At 32.5% G+C, this 21,756-nt stretch carries 21 protein-coding genes, 1 tRNA gene and 1 pseudogene; 3 read left to right on the forward strand and 20 right to left on the reverse strand.

Annotation, left to right across the window (positions count from 1 at the left end; all coding sequences use genetic code 11):
* The first annotated feature begins 562 nt into the window (after positions 1–562).
* Both J3U16_RS09600 and frdD read left to right on the forward strand, forming a co-directional pair.
* Positions 563–994 (forward strand): hypothetical protein, encoded by a 432-nt coding sequence (locus J3U16_RS09600; RefSeq protein ID WP_267342962.1) that lies wholly within the window; start codon positions 563–565, stop codon positions 992–994.
* A gap of 14 nt (positions 995–1,008) precedes the next feature.
* Positions 1,009–1,365, forward strand: coding sequence for a fumarate reductase subunit FrdD (gene frdD / locus J3U16_RS09605; RefSeq protein ID WP_220225200.1), 357 nt, complete (start codon positions 1,009–1,011; stop codon positions 1,363–1,365).
* A gap of 63 nt (positions 1,366–1,428) precedes the next feature.
* Here frdD and J3U16_RS09610 read toward each other — a convergent pair whose 3' ends face one another.
* The 5 genes from J3U16_RS09610 to J3U16_RS09630 form a co-directional block, all read right to left on the reverse strand.
* The gene (locus J3U16_RS09610; RefSeq protein WP_267342963.1) at positions 1,429–2,289 is read right to left on the reverse strand and encodes a hypothetical protein; all 861 of its coding nucleotides are present in this window, start codon (positions 2,287–2,289) and stop codon (positions 1,429–1,431) included.
* A 69-nt stretch (positions 2,290–2,358) separates the two neighbouring features.
* The gene (yejF, locus tag J3U16_RS09615) at positions 2,359–4,104 is read right to left on the reverse strand and encodes a microcin C ABC transporter ATP-binding protein YejF (RefSeq protein WP_267342965.1); all 1,746 of its coding nucleotides are present in this window, start codon (positions 4,102–4,104) and stop codon (positions 2,359–2,361) included.
* Positions 4,101–5,132, reverse strand: coding sequence for a microcin C ABC transporter permease (locus J3U16_RS09620; RefSeq protein WP_267330009.1), 1,032 nt, complete (start codon positions 5,130–5,132; stop codon positions 4,101–4,103). Before J3U16_RS09620 ends, yejF begins: the two co-directional genes overlap by 4 nt.
* The gene (locus J3U16_RS09625; RefSeq protein ID WP_065562415.1) at positions 5,132–6,220 is read right to left on the reverse strand and encodes a microcin C ABC transporter permease YejB; all 1,089 of its coding nucleotides are present in this window, start codon (positions 6,218–6,220) and stop codon (positions 5,132–5,134) included. The genes J3U16_RS09620 and J3U16_RS09625 overlap by 1 nt, the downstream gene beginning before the upstream one ends.
* Before the next feature lies 1 nt (position 6,221).
* A complete protein-coding gene (locus J3U16_RS09630) occupies positions 6,222–8,168 on the reverse strand; it encodes an extracellular solute-binding protein (protein WP_267342966.1) in 1,947 nt (648 codons plus the stop codon).
* Between the two features lie 400 nt (positions 8,169–8,568).
* On the opposite strand from J3U16_RS09630, the gene J3U16_RS09635 reads away from it, so the two are divergent.
* On the forward strand, positions 8,569–8,727 hold the full coding sequence (locus tag J3U16_RS09635; RefSeq protein WP_267330007.1) for an HD domain-containing protein: 159 nt from the start codon (positions 8,569–8,571) through the stop codon (positions 8,725–8,727).
* A 33-nt stretch (positions 8,728–8,760) separates the two neighbouring features.
* On the opposite strand, the gene J3U16_RS09640 is transcribed toward J3U16_RS09635, so the two are convergent.
* The 15 genes and pseudogenes from J3U16_RS09640 to J3U16_RS09710 form a co-directional block, all read right to left on the reverse strand.
* Entirely contained in the window at positions 8,761–8,994 is a 234-nt protein-coding gene (locus J3U16_RS09640) for a hypothetical protein (protein ID WP_267330006.1), read from the reverse strand.
* Between the two features lie 37 nt (positions 8,995–9,031).
* Positions 9,032–9,547: a ClbS/DfsB family four-helix bundle protein gene (locus tag J3U16_RS09645; RefSeq protein ID WP_267336674.1), complete on the reverse strand. Its 516-nt coding sequence runs from the start codon at positions 9,545–9,547 to the stop codon at positions 9,032–9,034.
* Position 9,548: 1 nt separating this feature from the next.
* Complete coding sequence (locus J3U16_RS09650) at positions 9,549–9,866, reverse strand: chorismate mutase (protein ID WP_065735181.1); 318 nt, start codon at positions 9,864–9,866, stop codon at positions 9,549–9,551.
* A 498-nt stretch (positions 9,867–10,364) separates the two neighbouring features.
* Positions 10,365–11,132: a hypothetical protein gene (locus J3U16_RS09655; RefSeq protein ID WP_267330004.1), complete on the reverse strand. Its 768-nt coding sequence runs from the start codon at positions 11,130–11,132 to the stop codon at positions 10,365–10,367.
* 361 nt (positions 11,133–11,493) lie between these two features.
* Positions 11,494–11,736, reverse strand: a pseudogene (locus J3U16_RS09660) (integrase); the annotation flags it as partial.
* Positions 11,733–11,891 carry an integrase arm-type DNA-binding domain-containing protein gene (locus tag J3U16_RS09665; protein ID WP_267342967.1) on the reverse strand — a complete coding sequence of 53 codons (159 nt, stop codon included), beginning with the start codon at positions 11,889–11,891 and terminating at the stop codon, positions 11,733–11,735. The pseudogene J3U16_RS09660 and the gene J3U16_RS09665, both read right to left, overlap by 4 nt.
* Before the next feature lie 187 nt (positions 11,892–12,078).
* Positions 12,079–12,154, reverse strand: a tRNA-Ala gene (locus J3U16_RS09670).
* A 120-nt stretch (positions 12,155–12,274) separates the two neighbouring features.
* Positions 12,275–13,273, reverse strand: coding sequence for a protein translocase subunit SecF (gene secF / locus J3U16_RS09675; RefSeq protein WP_416380083.1), 999 nt, complete (start codon positions 13,271–13,273; stop codon positions 12,275–12,277).
* A 12-nt stretch (positions 13,274–13,285) separates the two neighbouring features.
* The gene (secD, locus tag J3U16_RS09680; protein WP_081303426.1) at positions 13,286–15,142 is read right to left on the reverse strand and encodes a protein translocase subunit SecD; all 1,857 of its coding nucleotides are present in this window, start codon (positions 15,140–15,142) and stop codon (positions 13,286–13,288) included.
* 45 nt (positions 15,143–15,187) lie between these two features.
* A complete protein-coding gene (gene yajC / locus J3U16_RS09685; RefSeq protein ID WP_065562420.1) occupies positions 15,188–15,517 on the reverse strand; it encodes a preprotein translocase subunit YajC in 330 nt (109 codons plus the stop codon).
* A gap of 123 nt (positions 15,518–15,640) precedes the next feature.
* A complete protein-coding gene (locus tag J3U16_RS09690) occupies positions 15,641–17,143 on the reverse strand; it encodes an NADH-quinone oxidoreductase subunit N (RefSeq protein ID WP_176713976.1) in 1,503 nt (500 codons plus the stop codon).
* Between the two features lie 207 nt (positions 17,144–17,350).
* Entirely contained in the window at positions 17,351–18,889 is a 1,539-nt protein-coding gene (locus J3U16_RS09695) for a complex I subunit 4 family protein (RefSeq protein WP_065735177.1), read from the reverse strand.
* A 17-nt stretch (positions 18,890–18,906) separates the two neighbouring features.
* On the reverse strand, positions 18,907–20,754 hold the full coding sequence (locus J3U16_RS09700; RefSeq protein WP_267342968.1) for an NADH-quinone oxidoreductase subunit L: 1,848 nt from the start codon (positions 20,752–20,754) through the stop codon (positions 18,907–18,909).
* Positions 20,751–21,053, reverse strand: coding sequence for an NADH-quinone oxidoreductase subunit NuoK (gene nuoK, locus J3U16_RS09705; RefSeq protein WP_065562424.1), 303 nt, complete (start codon positions 21,051–21,053; stop codon positions 20,751–20,753). Before nuoK ends, J3U16_RS09700 begins: the two co-directional genes overlap by 4 nt.
* A 1-nt stretch (position 21,054) precedes the next feature.
* Positions 21,055–21,546, reverse strand: a complete 492-nt coding sequence (locus tag J3U16_RS09710) for an NADH-quinone oxidoreductase subunit J (protein ID WP_065562425.1) — start codon at positions 21,544–21,546, stop codon at positions 21,055–21,057.
* Positions 21,547–21,756: the final 210 nt, after the last annotated feature.

Here is a 21,756-nt window from a genome sequence, read left to right on the forward strand (position 1 = left end):
AGGGAGTTTTCTCTTTTAGGTTTTGTAGAACCATATGCACTTTTAGATTTTAACTTAGAAAGAGGACAGATAATGGTTGTTTCCAGTAATAATTCTGAGTTTGAAGTAAAAGATAAAACATTAATCCCCATTAAGCCAATTAAGATCTACGAAAACATGGATAAAAAATTGAAATGATACCTAATGAATTAACAATTCTAGATATTCTGAAAATTTCAAATGCCATGATTTTTATATTTACTTATTGAAATATTATCCCCAATTAAAAAATATAAAAATCTATCGTACACAATTTAGTTTTTATGATATCTAGTGTTTAATCATACTAATTATCTGTTTAAAGGTAATTTGTTAATCTCGCAACAATGCGATATAGATTTCTTTTATACTTAATATGAATTAAGCCCAACGCACTTTCTGCCTAGTGTTGATAAGTAAAAAAACGATATCATTCGTGACTTTAATTTGACGATATTAATCAGTTAGTGTTTATAATATTCAGATGAACATTGATCGCTTAAAAGATTAATTACGTGATAATCCTACCTCCATTGAGAATGTTATGATTAAAAAGAATAATGATAATTACCAATCAAATACTAAGTTAATTAATACTAACAATCAGCCTGAACATATTAATTTATCAAAAAAACAGGCGCGATTTTTTTCAATTGTTAATAAATTAACCCCTTTTTCCATGATTTGGGTAAGCTTAATATTGATGTATGGGGTTATTTGTATGTACACAAACGCAATGGGGCAAGACGAGTTTTATCGTTTTATCTTTTTCTTGCAAAAGCCTTTAGTTGTTGTCATCAATTCTATTGCTTTATTACTTGCTTTATTTCATTCAATTAATTGGTTTAGATTAATACCGAAAGTTATTTTTAAGCAAGATTCGCATAAAAAGGGTAAAGTATATTTACTTATTATTGGCTTTTGGTGTGTAACACTTTTACTTTCATATTACTTACTATTATTGATTATTAAATAAGTGGTGTTTGATTAATGAAAAAACAAGAAAATCAACCAATACGCTCTGATTCAACAGTGGCAAAAGGACTATTTGCTTTAGGTGGACTTTGGGCAGCTATTTTTGCTCCCGTGGTATTGGGTATCATTGCATTTATTATCCCTTTTGGTGATGCAATAACGCGTTCATCAATTCTTAAATTAGCCAACACTGAATTAGGCAAACTATTTTTATGCTTAATGATTTCGCTACCAATTTGGTGTGGATTACAACAGATTCTAACTTTGCTGCATCATTTCAACATACATCCAAAACGAGAAAAGCTACTAACTTTCTGTTTAGCATTCGCATGGACTGCTCATGCAATTTATATTTTATTTGTCAGAGCCTAAAGCTACTTTGATATTAATTTATTGGCGCTATCGATTACTTTTGATAACGCTATTTAAATTGGATTAATAATAGGTAATTTGTCGAACAATATTAGTCTGTTTGTTTTTTCTATTTTGTTTAGACTGACTTGCACTAAGCCAATCATTTTTCTCATTAAAAGTTAAGAAATCGGTTATATAATTTGTTGTATCTTTACCCACCATTGCGTAAGCTGAATGAATGGCCATTAATCGGTTAATTTCATCAAATTGGTAAGAGAAATTACTTTCATTTTGGGTTTTATTGCTATATTGCGCTGACACTTTTGCTAATTGATGGTTTTGGTAAGTAAATGAATATACCGAAGCACCTTTTTGAACAGCTCCGACTACATCTCCATTAGCATTCAACTCTTTTAGCTGCCATTGAACATTTTTATTAACTAAACAATTGTTATTATCAAACTGATAATTGTCATTCTCAATAAATGTAAAATCAGGAGCCTTCTTTATTTGTTCCGACGCAATAATACGGCCTTTTTCATCTGTTTTGAATTGAATCGTACTGTTAGTTTTATCTTCAATATCTTGAATAACATTTTGCCAACCAAATTCTGTTTTTTGTAGATGCTCAGAATAAAGTTTTTCATTTTTATCAGAATAAAGGTCGTAATGACTTTCAGTAATTAAGCCATTGGAATCATAATTTAAACTATGTTTCGCAATTGAACGGATCGCACCTGTATCTGATGTGATTGTTGAAGTTCTAACTTCTTGTTTTATACCTTTAGCTTTAGAATCAATAAAATCTAATATTTTGAAGATATAATTATTTGCCTCAACTTTATTTTGCTCAACATCATCAGAACACGTTAATGCCATGACATTTATTGAGACAAATGATAAACATGAAGCAGTTAAAAATCGGAATACTCGTTTTTGCATAATTAACCTGTTTAATCTTTTTTACTAAATTAAATTTTTAATTATGGCCTATACCTAAGCCGTATAAATTTATTTTTTGCGCATTAACAATGCATCTTCCCAATTGACCTTTTTTTCTTCTTCACCATCATGCTTTTCAACCTTTTCTATATTTTCTTCTGTTTCAGCTTTCTGCGTTTTTTCAAGAATATCAGCATGAATTAGGGTTTTAGTCGCTTTTCTAGGTGGTTTATCTAAAAATGAAAGCAAATCTTTTGTATAGTCAGTTTCAGGCGTATAGAAGATTTGTTCACGAGAGCCTTGTTCAATAATTTTTCCCTCTTTCATCACAACAATTTGGTGACAGAAAGAATAAACTAAGGCAAGATCATGACTAATAAATAGATAGCTAAGATGGTGTTTTTCTTGCAATGATTTAAGCAAATTAATTATTTGCTTTTGAATAGTATGATCTAATGAAGAAGTTGGCTCATCTAAAATCAATAATTCTGGTTGTAAGATTAAAGCTCTAGCAATGGCAATTCGTTGTCGTTGTCCGCCAGAAAATTCATTAGGGTAACGAAAACGCATTTCAGGCTCTAATCCAACTTCTTGCATAATATCAATCACGGCTTGTTCACGCTCTGTTTTACTCAATTTCTTATGAGTAATTAAGCCTTCACTAATAATTTGTTCAACGTTTAAGCGAGGATTAAGTGAAGAGTATGGGTCTTGAAATACCACTTGGATTCGGCTGCGAAATGGTAATAATTTTTTAGCGGATAAATTCTGTATAGGATGGCTATCGAATAAAATATCACCTTGTGATTGAATTAAACGCAAAATAGCTAGTGCAGTAGTACTTTTACCTGATCCTGACTCGCCAACTATACCCACAGTTTCACCTTGGTGCACCGTGAAGCCAATATTATCAACAATTTTCTTCTTTTTACTACTAAATAATCGTTTTTGCGCGATAACTTCAACATTCAGATGATTAACACTGAGCAATATACCCGGTGTATCAGGTAAAGGAACGGGTTCACCACTAGGTTGTGAATTTAATAATGTTTGGGTATATTCTTGTTGAGGGCGCAAAAAGATGCGTTGTTTATTATTGAATTCAACAATTTGCCCATTTTGCATTACTGTCACTTTATCTGCCAGTTTTTTTACAATCCCCAAATTATGTGAAATAAATAGCATACTCATATTAAGTTCTTTTTTAAGTTCTTTGAGTAAATCAATAATTTGTGCTTGAACTGAAACATCTAAGGCTGTAGTTGGTTCATCGGCTATTAATAATTTAGGATGCGTTAAAATTGCCATTGCAATCATGACCCGTTGTCTTTCGCCGCCAGACAATTGATGAGGATAAGCAGAAAGTTTAGTTTTAGGCTCTTTGATTCCAACACGATCTAAATATTGTAAAATCTCCCCCCGAGCAACATTACGTCGCATACCACGATGTAATGATAGTACTTCGTAAAGTTGTTTTTCCACTGTATGTAATGGATTAAGTGATACCATTGGTTCTTGGAATATCATACTTATTTCATTACCACGAATTTTGCGTAACTCTTTTTCAGGTGCATGTAATAACGATTTATCCTCAAAAATAATATCGCCAGATGGATAGATCACCTGCTCTTTGGGTAACAATTTTAAGATCGATAGTGCAGTCACACTTTTACCAGAACCAGATTCACCAACTAATGCAACCGTTTCTTGTTCGCCGATATCAAAGCTAATATTTTCGACAATTTGACTTTGCAAGTCTTGACCAGTTTTAAAAGCAATACTTAAATCAACAATCGATAATAAAGGAGAACTCATTTATATACTCCTTTGTTTGGATCAAATGCATCTCTAATTCCTTCACCAATAAAAATTAAAAGTGACAATAATATAGAAATAACTAAAAAAGAACTAATACCGAGCCAAGGTGCTTGTAAATTGTTTTTACCTTGTAGAAGTAATCGACCTAAGGATGGTGAATCAATGGGCAAACCAAAACCTAAAAAATCCAATGCAGTTAAAGTTGAAATTGAACCACAAAGAATAAATGGTAAATATGTTAATGTCGCAACCATCGCATTGGGCAACATATGTCGAAACATAATTTTACTATCACTCACTCCCATTGCTTTGGCAGCTCGAATATAATCAAAGTTACGAGTACGTAAAAACTCGGCTCGCACAATACCAACTAAAGCCATCCATCCAAATAATACTGTAATAGCTAATAACCACCAAAAATTGAGTGGTAAGATACTTGCAAGTAGAATAATTACAAATAATTCTGGTAATCCGCTCCAAATTTCAATGAATCGTTGTCCCAATAGGTCGACTTTTCCGCCATAATAACCTTGGATTGCACCGATTAGTACACCAATAATGGAAGTGAAGAAAGTTAAAAATACCGCAAAAAACATCGATATTCTAAATCCGTATAAAATATTGGCTAATACATCAAATCCAGCATCAGTTGTGCCTAGCAAATGCGTTTTAGATGGTGGTGTTGGAAATGTGCTAGCTGTATCATGAATTACAGTATTATAGGTATATCGGAATGGAGGCCAAAATATCCAACCATCTGATTCAATCTTATTTTGTACTGCGGGATCTAAATAATTAGTTTGCGTTTGAAACTGCCCGCCAAACTCTGTTTCCGGATAAAAATGAAATATTGGCGAGTAATAGTTATTTTGATACTTTATGAAAATGGGGCGATCATTAAATATAAAATCAGAAAATAGACTTATTATAAATAATATTGAAAATAGCCATAACGAATAATACCCACGTCGATTGCGTTTAAATCGTTGCCAACGTAGCTGATTAATTGAATAGTGCATAGTCATCAGTTGCGAGCCTCAAAGTCAATACGTGGATCAATTAACATATAAGTTAAATCTGATAAAAGTTTAGTGAGTAGGCCAATTAATGTAAATATATATAATGAGCCAAAAATAACAGGATAGTCACGTTGAATAATTGCCTCATACCCTAATAAACCTAATCCTTTAAGTGAAAATATCGCTTCAATAAGTACTGAGCTAGTAAATAAAATTCCGACAAATGAGGTTGGAAAACCCGATACGATAAGTAAGGTTGCATTGCGGAAAACATGTTTATACATAATTTGCCTTTCACTCAAACCTTTAGCTCTGGCAGTCACAACATATTGTTTGCGAATTTCATCTAAGAATGAGTTCTTAGTTAGCATAGTTAATGTTGCAAAACCACTAACCACCATAGCAATAGTTGGTAAGCAAATATGCCAACAATAATCTTTGACTTTGCCCCAAAAATCTAATTGTTCAAAATTATTTGAGATTAATCCTCGAAGCGGGAAAATATCCCAATAACTCCCCCCAGCGAAAAGGACTATTAGCAACACGGCTAATAAAAAAGCGGGTATTGCATAACCAATAATGATTAAAGTACTTGTCCAAAAATCAAATATTGAACCATCTTTAACTGCTTTACGAATCCCTAATGGAATTGAGATTAAATAAATGATTAATGTACTCCATAACCCCAATGAAATAGAAACAGGTAAACTTTTTGCAATTAAACTTAGCACTGATTCACTTTTGAAAAAGCTGTTACCAAAATCAAACTGAATAAATTGTTTCAATGTATTAATGTAGCGTTCCCAGATCGGTTTATCAAAACCATATTGCTTTTCAATCATTGCCACAATTTCAGGATCAAGACCTCGCCCGCCCTGATAATTTGATTGTTTTTTTTCTTCTTTTAATATTGTTGGGCTAGTTTCACTGCCTGGTAACAAGGTTTGTCCTGCTTCTGGTCCATTTTCAATCATAGACAATGCTTGATCAACAGGACCGCCGGGTGCAATTTGTACAATAAAAAAGTTGATCGTCAAAATGATTAGCAATGTTGGAATAATTAGCAATAATCGACGGATAAAATAATTCAGCATATTAGTGTTCTCTATTCTTTGATAAGCTAGCTGCTTTATCTTCATCATACCACCAGCTATCAATTCCTATTGCATAAGTTGGTTGTTGGGTTGGCTGGCCAAATTTATTCCAATATGCATAAAAAGTTTTACTGTTATACCACATTGGAATCATCGGATATTCTTGCGTCAAAATTCGATCTAGTGCTCGTCCAAGTGGAACTAATTCCTCCTGGTTTCCAACATTTTTAATTATTTCATTAATAATTGAATCAATAGCCTGATTATGTAAGCCTGAGCCATTATATGTAGAGTTTAAATATTCGGTTCCCCAAAAAATCATTAAACTTGAGGATGGATAATCTATCGAACTATAATTACGTGGCATCATATCATAATCACGTTCACGCATTCTGCGATTGATCTGCGCGTAATCAAGTGAGATTATATTCATTTTAATACCTAAACGAGCTAAATTTTGCTGGAAAGGGATCGCATATTTGATGTCGTCACCAAGGTAAGTTAACAATTCAAATTCAAAAGGTTGTTGGGTTTTAGGATTAATTAATTTACCGTCTTTAATGATCCAACCTGCTTCTTCCAATAATTTAGCAGCTGTTAATAAGTTATTGCGATTAAAACCTTGCCCATCACTTTTAGGAACAGTAAAAGCTTCATCAAACGCTTGTTCAGGAATAATATTTTTATAAGGAGTTAACCTTTTAAGCTCAAGTTCACTCGGTTTACCTTTGGCGGCATAAATAGTATTTTCAAAAAAGCTTGATGGTCTTTTATAACTATCATAATAAAATGCATGATTTAACCATTCAAAATCAAAAGCTAAGGTAATCGCTTTTCGAACTTTTATATCTTTAAAAAAATCTTTCTGCAAATTAAACGCTAACCATTTAGTATCTACTGCTGTTTCAACGATTTTTTCTTTTTTAATGATATCTTTTGAATCAAAGTATTTTCCTTGATATTGAGTAAACCAATTTTTCGGTTGCCCTTCACCTCGGAAATCATACTCTCCAGCTTTAAAAGCCTCTAAAGCAATACTGGTATCCATATAATAATCGATACGTTTTTCATCAAAATTATTTAGACCTCTATTAATTGGTAAATCTTTTGCCCAATAATCAGGATTTCGCTTATAAACGACATACTGTCCCATTTTATAATCACTAATATAATAAGGTCCGCTACCAATCGGAGGAGTACTTACTGGCTCGGAAAAATTACGATCTTTCCAATAATGTTCAGGAATAACATGCATATTACCAACAAAGGATAGTAATTTTTCACGGTCGGCTTCAGGTAAGTCGACACGAACGCGATAATCGTCTATGGCTTTAACATTTATCCCTTTGTTGTAAACCCGATATTGTGAAACACCTTCAGTCATAAATTTTTGAAAAGTAAATTCCACATCATGTGCGGTTATTGGCTTACCATCTTGAAAACGCGCATTAGGATTAATTTCTACCTCTGCCCAACGATAACTATCTGAATAAGTGATTGAGGTCGCAATTAGTGGATAAAAACTCGAAATATCATCAGCTGTTGTGGTAAATAGAGAATCATATAAGGAGCCGGAATAATGTTCAGGTGCGCCACGACTTGCGAAACGATTAAAATTATCAAAAGTACCTATTTCATACAATTTAATAATTCCACCTTTAGGAGCATTGGGATTGACATAGTTAAGATGTTCAAAATTTTCAGGGTATTTAGGTTCACCTAACAATGAAAATATAGTTTTGTGATAAATATGTTCATTAGGTTGAGAAGGCTCAACATTATCAATTGATTCTATAGTCTCAGTTGAGGAATTAACCTCTTCTACCGTCTCGGTTTGCAACGTGAGATTTGAGTCTTCGGCATAAGCAGTCATTGAACAAAGGAATAATCCACTCAAACAACTTGAGATGAATAACCTCTTAATAATTTTTTTTCTTTGACTAATCATCCTAATTTAGTTCCTGTTTTATCTTCAACCTATCAATATGAGATTTTACTTTAATTGAAAATTTTAAATTATCTAAAGTACTTAAAATAATACATAGTAAGTTAGCTATTTTGCCAAACTTCAATCAAATGAGCAAAACCTAATTAATAAACTTAATAGCTAATATTAATTATCCCATTAATATTTATCGATATTTGTTTAAGATATATCCTGCTATCGTTAACCGAATATTTTTTAGTACACAAATGTGATAGCCAATTAAAAAAAGTTGAGGAACGGGGTTTTTGAGTATAAAAATTTAGAAATTTAGCCAATATTCTTTTATTATTCTAATATTAATGGTGATACTCAGCTTCACATTTCAAACAATTGGCTGATAAAAATAGGGATATCCTTTTTAATGTGCGAATCATTTTATCAATATTGGGGAAAGTGCCAACCAATCGAACAATCAAGTGATTATCATCTTTTACCTTTCCACAATTTAGATGTCGCCGCGTGTGGATACCATATTGTCAAAAATAATGACTTAAAATTAGGGTTTATCACATCTATATAGAGACAAATTTAATAGTTACAGCAAAAAAATCAATTAACATTGATTGACCAAAGCCAAAATATTTTGGATTGCGGTTTTTGCCTGATGGCTGTTTTTCCAACATGATGATCCGGTTAATAAGGCACCTTTATTCAGTATTTCAACTAAAGTAGTATTACGCAACTTTTCAAATGAATCGAATTCCATCTGTTGTAATCTTTCTATGATTTTATCGCCAACGTATTTTAGTTCTAAAAGGTGTTTCTTTTCTTGTTCTGAAAAAGCCATACAGTTCCTTATCTTTTTGGGAATAAATGTTATGATTTTACTGATTTGAATTTAATTTTTTCCATTTTCTAATTTTAGCTCTAAAGGATTTAAATGGTGCAACAGAATTAATATGGATAAATCGTGCAACAGTCCATGCTGGAGGAAAAGGTTTAGTCCAATTACGCGTGTCTTTTATGAAAAGTGTACTATCATCTAATGAGTTAATCCAATTATTCCAGATAACAATTTTCTCATTAAATAATTTAATCAGTTCTTGTAATGAATAATCCTGATAAATCTTATAAAAGTGTTGATATAATGTGCCTAACTGATTCCATTTGTAGCCTTCTGCTGGTAATGTTGGGGTTTCTCCAGCAAGTTCAAGATCATCCCAAGACTTAACAAGATCCAACCATCCTAACTGATAAGCAATCATTTGACTTGGAGTTCGATCTACTCCATCTATTAACTTATCTTTATCTAGTTCGGATAATTCGCTGAATTCATCAATAAATAGCTTAGCAGTTTTATTTATCTCATCCAATAGATGCTGTTTGTTTTCATAATTCATCTTATTTATCTGCCTTATTAAAATGTTTCATTTCTTCATTAATAAAATATTTAACTAAGTTAGCATACAATTGTTTAATCACTTCACCATCAAGTCCCAACTCATTAGCCCAAAGCATACGTTGCTCTAACATACTGTTAAAACGAGCTTGAGCCTGCACATCAGTGACATTTTTTTTGAATTGGCTTGCAGCTTTAACATACTCGAACCGAGCGGCTAATAATTGAATTACCAAATGATCTATTCTGTCGATTTCAGCTCGAATATCATTCATATCACGACATTCATTAGCTAATATTTTTGAATGGTATTGAATCATATAGAGTACTCAATAGTGAATAGTTTTGCTATCTTAGCACTAGATATATGTATTTGAAAGAATTTGATTTAAGAAATGGGGAATTGGTGGGGCCAAGGGAAACAGAACTACATCACTTTAATCCTTTTAAAATATGGATTTTGTTTTTTATAAACTTGAATCATAATCCTAAACATAGTCCCAAAACAAAAAGTGCCCCCATAAACGGGACATTTTTACCACGCATCTATTTTAGATTTAAATTTCATTTTTCGTGGATATAAAAATTGATTAGGTAGGCTGTCCTGAAAATCAAATCTGGTAGTGATCTACCTCTTCCCCATTAAAATAAAATTTTATAAAAAGTTTTCACGATGTTCACTACTTAATGTAAGCCTTATCTGAAAAAGGTTAGAACGGTGAACACTTTATGATTAACTATTCACAGTTGTACATTTTAGGTGTTCACTAAATAAAAAAGCCACCTATAAAAGTGGCTATGTATGAAATAAATAATATTTACCAGTATTCTATTTCTCGAGTTACGGTCTCAACTTTTTTTTCTTTACTATTTTCTGAATTAATTGACGAAACTAATTCAGCTTCAGTCCAATCACCATAATTATTTATCTTTTGGAATGTCACAATTAATTCCATAGGCATTCCCATCACCGTCATACTTGATTTCATTCCTTGTAATTGACCATCTGAATTATAACTAATAACTGATTCTATACTTATAAAAGACTCCCCTGTTAGTTTTTTTATCTCACTAATATATTTAGTGATTGAATTATTTTCCCAATAAAACTCATTTTTAGAACTCAAAAACGCACTTTCCCAAAATGTAGATATCAACTTTCCATCATTATAATGATTTTCCATAGAATATTTACCGCCAGTAACACCCACCATTTTTTGTATTGATTTTGTTTTATCTAAAAAAATATTGCCATTATTTACATTAATACCGAGAAATGGGGCTTTGTAATTAAATGTTAGTTGCTCATAATCAACACTAATTATAGAATTCAAAAGGGACATTTTATTTATTTTGTCGCTATAGTAAATCACTCGCCCTTTTTCATCAGCCTTAATTATACTTACTTGATTTTCAATGCCATTTTCTTTATATGTGATAATCTGTCTTTTTATATTCTTTGAATGTGGACTGTACTCAATAAAACTAGCATACTCATTAAAAACACTAACTTTATCAAACTCCTCTTTACATCCCATCAAAGAAATAATAAATAATCCTATCAAGATACTTTTTAAAATATTCATTCATCATATTCCTTATATTTAAGAATCGGATATTATCATGATTTTTTCCTTCTCAAAATTGAAATAATTTTTTTAGATTTTATTTATTCATTATCACTATATTAATAGGTGTTTAATAATATTTATATAAATCAGATTGATAACAATAGGTTCAAGATTATATTTAAATGTGAATAGTAGTGAACACTTTTAATAAAAACTTTAGAATATTTGGGGAGGTAAGTATAAAAAACCAGTTTAATAACTGGTATATGTTAAGGGTGATACTTGAAAAAGTCCCCCTCACATCTGAAGAGTGGATCTTATTAATAATTGAAAGTGTAACTCAAATATGAAGTACGATAATTATAGAGTAATACATTTAATGGTTAACTGGCTTCAAATTACGGTTTCCTGATAAAGAGACATTCCCTTTACTGGCTCGCTCGACAAAATCGCCCCACCAGTCAAGCATAATACACCGTTGCTCTAAATAGGTAGCGCGGCTATAGGCTCGTCTTACGCTATTAGTATCGACGTGAGCAAGTGCCGCTTCAATAATATTAGGGGCAAAGCCCTGCTCGTTCAATACAGTACTTGCTAAAGCTCTTAACCCATCGGCTACTTCTTTGTATCCCATGCACTTAATTGCCATATTTTTGTCCCTGTTGACTTGATAAGCAAAAGCAAACCATTTCCATCATAAATAGGATAGTCTTTACTTTGTGGCTTGGCGTTCTTAATTTGTGTATCAGTCATCGGAGTTATTTTTTTAGGCATACTTTCACCTTTTGGGACTAAGAAATTATAGGACCATATCCGCGTAGTCCTTAATATAGTCCCCAAAAATATGAATATAAATGTATCTTACTGATGTTTACAGGGTAATGAAATAGGCTTTAAGGCTTATTACTACTGGATTTGGTGTACTTTACTGGGTTTAAAAGAATCTTACAAAATATAGAAGTGGTGGAGCCAAGGGGGATCGAACCCCTGACCTCAACGCTGCCAGCGTTGCGCTCTCCCAGCTGAGCTATGGCCCCAAATAGGTAAAACTGTGGCTAATAATATGCAACTAGTTAGAGGGTGTCAAATAGTTTGGTATTATTCGCTTAAAAAACAGTCTAATAAAGCTCTGCCAAACCATGACAGAGCATAAATAATTAACGAATAATTGCGTTTTGATCTGCACCTTCAACTTCAACTTTTGGTGGCATAAAGTGCTCACGTTTAACACCCAACTTAAGTGACATATATGCAGCCACATAGATTGATGATATCGTGCCTAACACAATCCCTACGCCTAATGTTTCAGAAAAACCTTTTAACATTGAACCGCCAAATATATACAAAATAATAACAACAGCTAAGGTTGTACCTGATGTCATTAAGGTTCGATGTAATGTTTGAGTTAATGAGATGTTGATCACATCGTATGGCGACGCACGTCGAATTTTTCTAAAATTCTCACGAATTCGGTCAAATACAACGATGGTATCATTTAGCGAATAACCAATGATAGATAACATCGCTGCGATAATAGTCAAATCTAACTCTCGATTAAATAACGATAAATATCCTGCGGTTATTACAACGTCATGCGCTAATGCGACAACAGCACCTGTACCAAATCGCCATTCAAATCGAAACGCAATGTAGATTAAAATACAGATTAAAGCAGCACAAATCGCTAATATTCCATCTTGAGCTAATTCAGTACCAACTGTTGGGCCAACGAATTCAATTCGTTTAATTTCCGCATTACTATCAATATTTTTATGCACTAAATTTGAAATTTTCATACCTAATGCATTATCAATCGTTGATGATACACTACCTTCACTTTGGTTGGCCGTTGGTAGTCGAATAATGATATCTTTACTGCTACCATAATATTGAACGATTGGTTCATGATAGCCCTCATCACGTAAACTGTTACGTAGGTCATCAAGGTTTATAGCTTTAGTAACGGTTAACTCAACAGTTGTCCCACCAGTAAAATCTTGTCCAAGATTAAATCCTTTAACAAAAATTATTACAAATGACGCCACAACTAATATCATTGAGATGGCAAAAGCAATAAAACCAAATTTTAAAAAGTCGAGGACTCTGCGGCCATGATTTAGCTCTCTAACATCATGATTTTCTTTTTTATCAACAATCACAATAAACCTCTAAATTGATAACTTATCAACACGACGACCACCATAAATAAGATTGGCCAATGCTCGAGTCCCTACGATCGAGGTAAACATCGATGTTACAATACCGATACCTAATGTAATAGCGAAGCCTTTAATTGAGCCAGTACCAACCGCATAAAGAATAACCGCAGTAATCAGTGTGGTGATGTTGGCATCAAAAATACTACTCCAAGCGCCCGCATAACCTTCGCTAATTGCGTGTTGAACACCTCGTCCGTTACTGAGTTCTTCTTTTATTCGCTCGTTAATCAATACATTAGCATCGACTGCCATACCTACGGTTAAAACTATACCGGCAATACCTGGCATACTCAATGTCGCACCTGGTAATAATGACATGGTGCCAACAATCAAAATTAAGTTCGCTACCAGTGCAAGACTTGCAAATACTCCAAATAGGCGATAAACCACCAGCATAAATATGACAGAAATTAATAATCCCCAAACACAAGATTCTAAGCCTTGTGTGATATTTTCTTGCCCCATTGAAGGACCTACTGTTCGTTCTTCAATTATTTGAATCGGAGCAATCAACGCACCAGCTCTAAGTAATAATGATAAATTCTTAGCTTCATCAATACTACTTATGCCTGTTACTTGGAATCGGTCACTAAAAATACCTTGGATAGTTGCGACATTGATGACTCTCTCTTGTTTTTCAAGAATAGGTTTATCATTTTCATCACGTTTTCCAGTATCTTTATACTCGACAAAAAGTGTTGCCATTGCTTTTTTCAGATTTTTTTGCGTGAAACCAAGCATGGTTTTACCACCAGCACTATCAAGAGTGATAGAAACCTCTGGTTGGCTATATTCGTTTACTCTAAATGAAGAATCGGTAATATGATCACCTGTTAATACTACACGTTTATAAAGTAAAACTGGTCGGCCGTTTTCCATATATTTTATTTCAGAACCATATGGAACACGCATATTGCCGTTTAAAATTGCAGCTAAGTCAATTGAGCTATCATCATTCACTTGCCTAAATTCAAGGGTAGCTGTCGCACCTAAAATGCGTTTAGCCAATGCAGTATCTTGGATACCTGGTAATTCAACCACAATACGATCTGAGCCTTGGCGTTGAACAATTGGTTCAGCCACACCTAACTGATTAACTCGATTACGTAAAATGGTAGTATTTTGTTGAACTGCATCATTTTTCGCTTGTTGCAGTCTCTGTTGACTAACACTAATGACAATGCTGTTTTCATCTTGTGAAGTTAACTCATAATCTTGTAATCCATTGATCTTAGTAATAGCTTTATTTCGATCTTCAACATTATCAAATTGCATTGTTATTTGTTGATTAGGATTTTTGCTGATTGTTTTATATACAAGATTGTTTTTATTAAACTCTGCTTTTAAATTTTCAATCGACTGGTCTGTCAATTTACTTAATGCAGTAGTCATATCTACTTCCATTAAGAAATGAACACCGCCGCGCAAATCGAGGCCTAATTTCATTGGCTCGGCGCCAATCACAGCTAACCACGATGGTGTTGCTGGTGCTAGATTTAGCGCAACAGTATAATCTTCACCTAATTCTTGTGATATTAATTCTTTAGCTTTAAGCTGAGTATCATTATCACTTAATCGAATTAAAATAGATTTATTTTCATATACGAGTGATTTAGGTTCAATTTTGTTTTTCACCAAAAGTTGCTTAACTTTATCTTGCATAGCAACATTAATTTCGGTACCGTTTGAACCTGAAATTTGTATAGCAGGATCTTCACCATAAATATTTGGAAGCGCATAAAGCAGGCCGACGCAAATTACGACGACCAACATAATGTACTTCCACAAAGGATAGCGATTTAGCACGACATTTTCTCTTGTGGAATTAGATAATTAATACAATGAAATTTATTATAATGATTTCATTGTTCCTTTTGGTAAAACAGATGTGATAAAGTCACGTTTGATAACAACTTCTGTTGTATCATTTAACTCTAACGCAATATAGCCATTGTCGTTAACTTTTGAAACTCGACCAATAAGTCCACCATTAGTTAATACTTCATCACCTTTAGAAATTGATGCCATTAACTCACGATGCGCTTTAGCGCGTTTTTGTTGTGGGCGCATAATCATAAAATAGAAAAATAACCCGAATACCACTAACATAATTGGCATTAAATAATCAGCACCAGGCTGAGCGCCATCGGCTGCATATGCATTAGAAATAAAAAAGTCCATATCGGTCCTCTTAATTATTACAAAAATATTAAAGTTCAGAATTATAACACAATAAATATGTCGATAATTAACTATTTCTTGTCAATGTCTTTTTAATCAATCTCAAGAAAGTAACAAAAATAATTAAGTCGTTAAATATTGAGCCATACTAACTAAGTTAACTAACCATTTTGGATAGACACCACATACAATCGTTAAAACTGCTGCAAGAACAATTAGCAATTCGCTCATTTTTATATCCTGCCATTTTAATCTGATGTTCGAATTCAGCTGTTCATCATTAGATGGTTTGATATAAAGGTTGAGAATAAGTCTTGCATAAAAATAAAGTCCTAGTGTACTACCAATTACAACTGCCGCAATTAACCACCATAATTCAGCCGTTACACCCAACAATATTAGAAGGAAACGCCCAACAAAACCAGCTGTCAGTGGAGCACCGGCTAAAGAGAGTAAACCTATACCCATTGCTAATGCTAAAACAGGACGACGCCAGAATAATCCTGAAAGATCGACTTCGTTTTCATGATCCTGTAACTCGTTGGAATGTGATTCTAAACTGATCACGCCCAAAATACAGATATTGGCAAGAATGTAACCAATCAAATATACACCAATGGTTTCTAAGGCCAATACTTGATATTGCACCGCAATTAAAGCAAGTAATAAATAACCAAAGTGAGCTACGGATGAATAAGCTAATAAACGCTTTAAGCTACTTTGCATTAAAGCAGATAAATTACCCCATAGTATTGAACAAAAAGCCATAATCACTAAAATAATACGAATTGTTTCATTATTAACAATTGGCGCAAGTAAAAATAATCTGGCAATAGCACAAAATACTGCCACTTTTCCTACTGTTGATAATAATAATGCTACTACAGTCGGCGCACCTTGATAAACGTCAGGCAACCAAAGTTGAAAAGGTACCAATGAAAGCTTAAAACCAATTCCCACTAATATTAAACAAATGCCAATTAATAATAATGTACTTTGATAATTCATGGTTGAAAGCTGGTAACTTAAACCACTAAATGTAAGCTCTCCAGTTGTTGCATAGTAGAAGGCTATTCCCATTAACAAAAATGAACTAGCTATTGCAGATAGAATCATATATTTGATCGCAGCTTCTAACGCATGTGTTTGTATATATTGATAACCGATCAATCCAATAAATGGTATCGAAAGTAATTCTAAGCCTAGGAAGAATGACATTAAATGACTTGCATAAACTAAAGTTACACCGCCTAATGCCATAAGTAATAAAATTACATAGAATAAACCATGTACGACCAGTTCTTGTACAAACCATTGATAAGCGAGTGAAGCAACTACAATAGAAATAATCAAAATCAAACTGGTATAAAGTAATCCATAGCCATCACAGGTAAATAACGCTGTAACTTGATGAGCACGCCATTTATTATCAGTATTATCATCAGCTTGTGTAGTATCAATAACATTCTGAGGTGGGCCTACAAAATCTTGTTGAACCATAGGTTCAGAGTTCTGGTCATTTTGAGGGGATGATGTTTCCGTTGGAACTTCATCAACGGCTATAGTTTGCTCACTTGATAAATCAGTATCAGTTGAACCTTGTGAAGTAGGTACAGATATTTGCATATTGTCACTACTAATATCAGTTATTGCGGGTGTGTTATGAGAAATTTTAAAGCCTAGAATTGATGAACAAATTAAAGCGCATATCAACCCTGATATAGCTAAAATAGCGCATTTTTTAGTTCCTACTTTAAAAACAAAAAGCGCTATGAGCAAAACAATTATGGCAAAGCTCAATATGAATATTGGCAATAAAGCTATCATAAATTTTTACTCTCCCACTCGTTCTGCTGTTATATACTGCTGTGTTTGGTTGACAGTAGAATAAGATATATCTAACACTATCTTAGGGTACAACCCGATAAAAATTAGAACAATCAACACACTAGATAATAATAAAATATCTTTTTTACTTAAAAAGTGTTTGGTTACATCTACTTTATCAACTACTCCATAAAAAATAGGTTGCATACGAATAATTAAGGAAATTGACAGTAACAGCAACCCAATTACCAACAAAATTGTATAATATGAATAAGAGGTATAACTACCTAATAACATCATATAATTACCAACAAAATTAGCTGTACCTGGTATGCCTAATACAGCTAACATAAAAAATAAAGTAAAAGAGGACAGATATCTCACTTGCTCTTTTAATCCAATAAATTGGTTTATATTCCGAGTTAAATAGCATTCAGCCAATAATCCGCTAATCATAAACATGCCAACGATAGCTAGATTTATGGCTATCATTTGAATAACAACGCCTTGAAATGCTATTACAGATCCACTATAAATAATTGTAGTAACAAATCCCATTAACGCGATATGGATATAAGCAATTAATTTTTTTATATCTGTTTGGTTAAATGCTAGTAAAGCAGCATAAAAAACAGTAAACATAGCTAGTATTGAAATAACAGGCATAATGGCCAAAGACGCGTTTGGAAAAAGGGGGATTACAAAACGTAATAAACCAAATGTTGCCGTATTAAGTAATAAACCACTTATCATCATTGAACCACTTGTTGAAGATTCAATATGTGCTTCAATAAACCAATTGTGAAAAGGAACTAAAGGAATGCGTATAAGGAAAGCTGCTAGAAATCCTAACATTAATAAAAATTCAGTATTACTTGAAATTGGTGTTTTAGTTAAAATTTGATAGTCAAAAGTCCATTGACCGGTTAAATTCCAATTAATTAGTGCTAATGAAACAATAGATATTAGCATTAATAAACTACTTATTTGTGTGTAGATTAAAAATTTATTAGCACCATTGAAGCGTTGTGAATTTAAATCTCTCCTTCCCCACAATGAAATTAAGAAATAAATCGGAATAGCTACCGCTTCCCAGAAGAAAAACATCAAAAACAGATCAGTAATGACAAATAACATCATAATGGCTGATGTCATAAATAATACACATAAGTAAAACAACCCAAGGTTATTTAGGTTTTCTTTGCTAGAATAAATAATAACTAGTAGTACAATGAAAAGTGTCGAAGTAATTACTACCAACGATAAACCATCCAATAGAAGATGAAAATGGATACCAAGTAATGGGATCCAGTCATAATTAACCTCTTTACTCCAACTTGTATCTGGTTCTACATTTATTGCATTCGCCCATAAAATTATGGCTAATATTAATGTGATTAATATAGTCGTGAAAGCAACCATAATTGGTAAACGTTGCCAACGCAATTGTACATCAGTTGATACTACGATTCTTTGTAAGAATACTTGACATAACCAACCAATGAATCCGCCAATTACAGGTAAGAAGACAAGCCATAACAACATGAAAGTTCACACCTTTATTAAATAAAAATCAATAACATTAATATAATAATGCTACCTATGACCATTGAAACCATATACCATCGTATCTGTCCATTTTCTAGGCTAACAATATATGAGTTTATTTTTTTAATTCCCCACATTATCCAGTTGTCCCATATCGCTAACGGATCTTTTTTCAGGAAATCCGCTAAATAGATATAAGGTTTTACGAAGATATTGTTCAAGACAAAATCAAATCGCCAATTGCTTTTACATAATCTTCCTAAAAATTTGACCATCGGAGTATTAAGTATTTCATGAACCTCACTATTAAGATGCCCATAAAGAATATAAGCAATAACTAAACTCAATATAGTCACTGCACTTAATAATATCCGAAATGGTAACTGTTCCTGAGTATCAAGATGGGCTATTGGAATTATTCCTTGTATCGGCAATGGGAAATAAATAAATAATGCAGTAGTAAATATTAACAATATAAAAATTGGAAAATAATTTATCGTTTTAATTTTTATAATATGATCGATTTTATGGGTATGATGGAAAACTAAAAAGATTATGCGCCAAATGCCCAAACTTGATAATAAAACACCTAATAAACCTATGGTGCCAGCCATCAAGCTATCTTGTGCCATTAATCTCCAAATAATATCGCCTTTAATATAAAAAGATGCAGAAATATAAGGGAATGCACTAAGTGAAAGCATTATAATTAGAAAAATAGCATATAATATTGGGTTAGATTTTAATAAACCACCAATTTTGCTAATGTCTCTTTCACCTTGGCATTGTTTTAATAAAATTGCTGAAGCTAGTATTAATAATGTACTGGTTACAGAATAATTTATCAAACAATTTAATGATAAATTCCAACTTTGAGTTGAAAAGGCAAAAAATAGGTAACTAATTTGAGCTAAATTAATATAGGTTATAATTCGTTTTATATCATTTTGAACCAAAGCAATACTACTAGCAAATATAATAGTTAAAGATGCAAATAAAAGCATTATATAAAGTGTATCACTAGACATCATAAACAAATTGCTTAATCTTAAAACAAGATAAACTCCGGCCAATATGACAGTTGAAGACTGTAATAGAGCAACAGCTGGCATTGGTGCTAATGTGGTTTCTGTGAACCATGTATGCATTGGAAAAAGAGCCGATTTACTCATAGCGCCAAGGAACAACATAATGGTGATCCAAAAGATAATATCTGAATCGATAGCTAAATCGTTATGTGCTTTAAATAAAATCTCGCTGATTTTTAATGTTTCTACTGTTTGATAAAGTAAAAATATACCAATAATTAGAAATATGTCGGTTAAATGCATCATAACAAAAGCTTTAACTGCAGCATAACCATTACGAGCCTGTTTGTAATAAATACCAATAAGTAAGTAAGTGCTTATACTCACACCTTCCCAACCGAGTAGCATCACAAACAAATTATCAACAAGCACAACTGTTAACATGCTAGTTATGAGTAAATTACTATATGCATAGAAAGTATAAATATCTTCTCGTGATTTTAGATAACAGGCAGCAAAGATAGAGATCAATAAACCAAAGAAAGAAATTAGCACTAAAAAAGTTAGCGATAACCCATCCAAAGTTAAGGAAATCGGAACTTCAAAATCACCGACAGAAAACCAAGTCCATAGATTTCTTGTATAAACGAGTGTCATATCTGGGACGGTATTGGTAGAAAAATCAATACATGAAAATATTGTTATTAAACCAACAATAAATATAGTACTAATTCCGATTAACTTAACATTAATGGATTGTATTTGTCGCCCAAAACAAACCTGTATTAGAAAAGATAGTAATGGAACAATGATAGTTAAATAAAGTAAATTCATCCTTTCATTTCGCTCAATGAATCAATATTAAAGTTTTTACGTCGATAAATTAATTTAACAAGTAAAGCAAGCCCGACACATATTTGAGTTAAGACAGTAATTACAGCTAAGATAGCTAAAACGCCACCATCTGATTGCTGCCAATAACTACTCGCGACAAACAAAGCTGCTATTGCTCCATTATTCATGATAATAAGGCTTAATAATAAAAAATAGAGATTTCGTCTAATCATTACACCTAACAGCCCGATTACAAACAAGATAGAAGCAAAAATTAGCCCATGCATAAGTGGTATCACGTTATTTCTCCGAAAACATTCGATGCATAAAATGATAAGATATAACTACTGCACCTAATAACAAAAATGCAGCTAATTCCGTCATCAAAATATAAGCATAGATAGACATTTGATGCATTAATTCATGTGTTTCTTTAAGTTGTGAATAGTCAGTGCTTACTACACCATATATAAGAATAACTAACAATATGAATGCCAAAACTAATGGCCCCAACCAAATCTTAGGACTTATGCCATGTTTATTATTTTCAACATTATCATTACGAATTTTAAGCTTTAAAGAAACACCCCAAAAAAGGATTATGCCACCGCAAATAAAAAAGAGGATATATAAAGCAGCTGAAATATATGTTTGTAACAGAATAAATATTAATGCTGATGCAAAAAGTGAAATAGCGAGATATAAAATTGCCTTCTCTACCCTTCTACAAAAAATCACTTTTAAACTAGCAATAATAGCTATTATCGATGCAATATAAAAAACAACGATCATTAGATAATCCAATACTTATTCATAATGATATTAGTATATACCCAATCGACGACAATATACAGTTTACTAACGTTTCGTTAATACAAAAAATTCTTTCTAAATAATTTATTATCTTTATATAGTCAACAGAATGTTATTTTTACCAAATATAATAAAAACGATGGAAATAATAAAAACTATAAGATTTTATTATTTAAATTCAATACAACA

Source organism: Gilliamella sp. B3023 (genome assembly GCF_026536845.1).
In the GTDB taxonomy this organism is placed as follows: Bacteria; Pseudomonadota; Gammaproteobacteria; order Enterobacterales; family Orbaceae; genus Gilliamella; species Gilliamella apicola_E.

Bases quoted from the DNA above. Each gene is read 5' to 3' on its own strand.
- J3U16_RS09620 (WP_267330009.1), bottom strand. From the start codon at position 5,132: ATGACTATGCACTATTCAATTAATCAGCTACGTTGGCAACGATTTAAA.
- frdD (WP_220225200.1), top strand. From the start codon at position 1,009: ATGAAAAAACAAGAAAATCAACCAATACGCTCTGATTCAACAGTGGCA.
- J3U16_RS09640 (WP_267330006.1), bottom strand. From the start codon at position 8,994: ATGGCTTTTTCAGAACAAGAAAAGAAACACCTTTTAGAACTAAAATAC.
- yajC (WP_065562420.1), bottom strand. From the start codon at position 15,517: ATGGACTTTTTTATTTCTAATGCATATGCAGCCGATGGCGCTCAGCCT.
- J3U16_RS09645 (WP_267336674.1), bottom strand. From the start codon at position 9,547: ATGAATTATGAAAACAAACAGCATCTATTGGATGAGATAAATAAAACT.
- J3U16_RS09700 (WP_267342968.1), bottom strand. From the start codon at position 20,754: ATGAATTTACTTTATTTAACTATCATTGTTCCATTACTATCTTTTCTA.
- J3U16_RS09690 (WP_176713976.1), bottom strand. From the start codon at position 17,143: ATGCAAATATCTGTACCTACTTCACAAGGTTCAACTGATACTGATTTA.
- J3U16_RS09650 (WP_065735181.1), bottom strand. From the start codon at position 9,866: ATGATTCAATACCATTCAAAAATATTAGCTAATGAATGTCGTGATATG.
- J3U16_RS09695 (WP_065735177.1), bottom strand. From the start codon at position 18,889: ATGTTGTTATGGCTTGTCTTCTTACCTGTAATTGGCGGATTCATTGGT.
- J3U16_RS09610 (WP_267342963.1), bottom strand. From the start codon at position 2,289: ATGCAAAAACGAGTATTCCGATTTTTAACTGCTTCATGTTTATCATTT.
- yejF (WP_267342965.1), bottom strand. From the start codon at position 4,104: ATGAGTTCTCCTTTATTATCGATTGTTGATTTAAGTATTGCTTTTAAA.
- J3U16_RS09625 (WP_065562415.1), bottom strand. From the start codon at position 6,220: ATGCTGAATTATTTTATCCGTCGATTATTGCTAATTATTCCAACATTG.
- J3U16_RS09655 (WP_267330004.1), bottom strand. From the start codon at position 11,132: ATGAATATTTTAAAAAGTATCTTGATAGGATTATTTATTATTTCTTTG.
- J3U16_RS09665 (WP_267342967.1), bottom strand. From the start codon at position 11,891: ATGCCTAAAAAAATAACTCCGATGACTGATACACAAATTAAGAACGCC.
- J3U16_RS09635 (WP_267330007.1), top strand. From the start codon at position 8,569: ATGTGCGAATCATTTTATCAATATTGGGGAAAGTGCCAACCAATCGAA.
- J3U16_RS09600 (WP_267342962.1), top strand. From the start codon at position 563: ATGATTAAAAAGAATAATGATAATTACCAATCAAATACTAAGTTAATT.
- J3U16_RS09710 (WP_065562425.1), bottom strand. From the start codon at position 21,546: ATGATCGTTGTTTTTTATATTGCATCGATAATAGCTATTATTGCTAGT.
- J3U16_RS09630 (WP_267342966.1), bottom strand. From the start codon at position 8,168: ATGATTAGTCAAAGAAAAAAAATTATTAAGAGGTTATTCATCTCAAGT.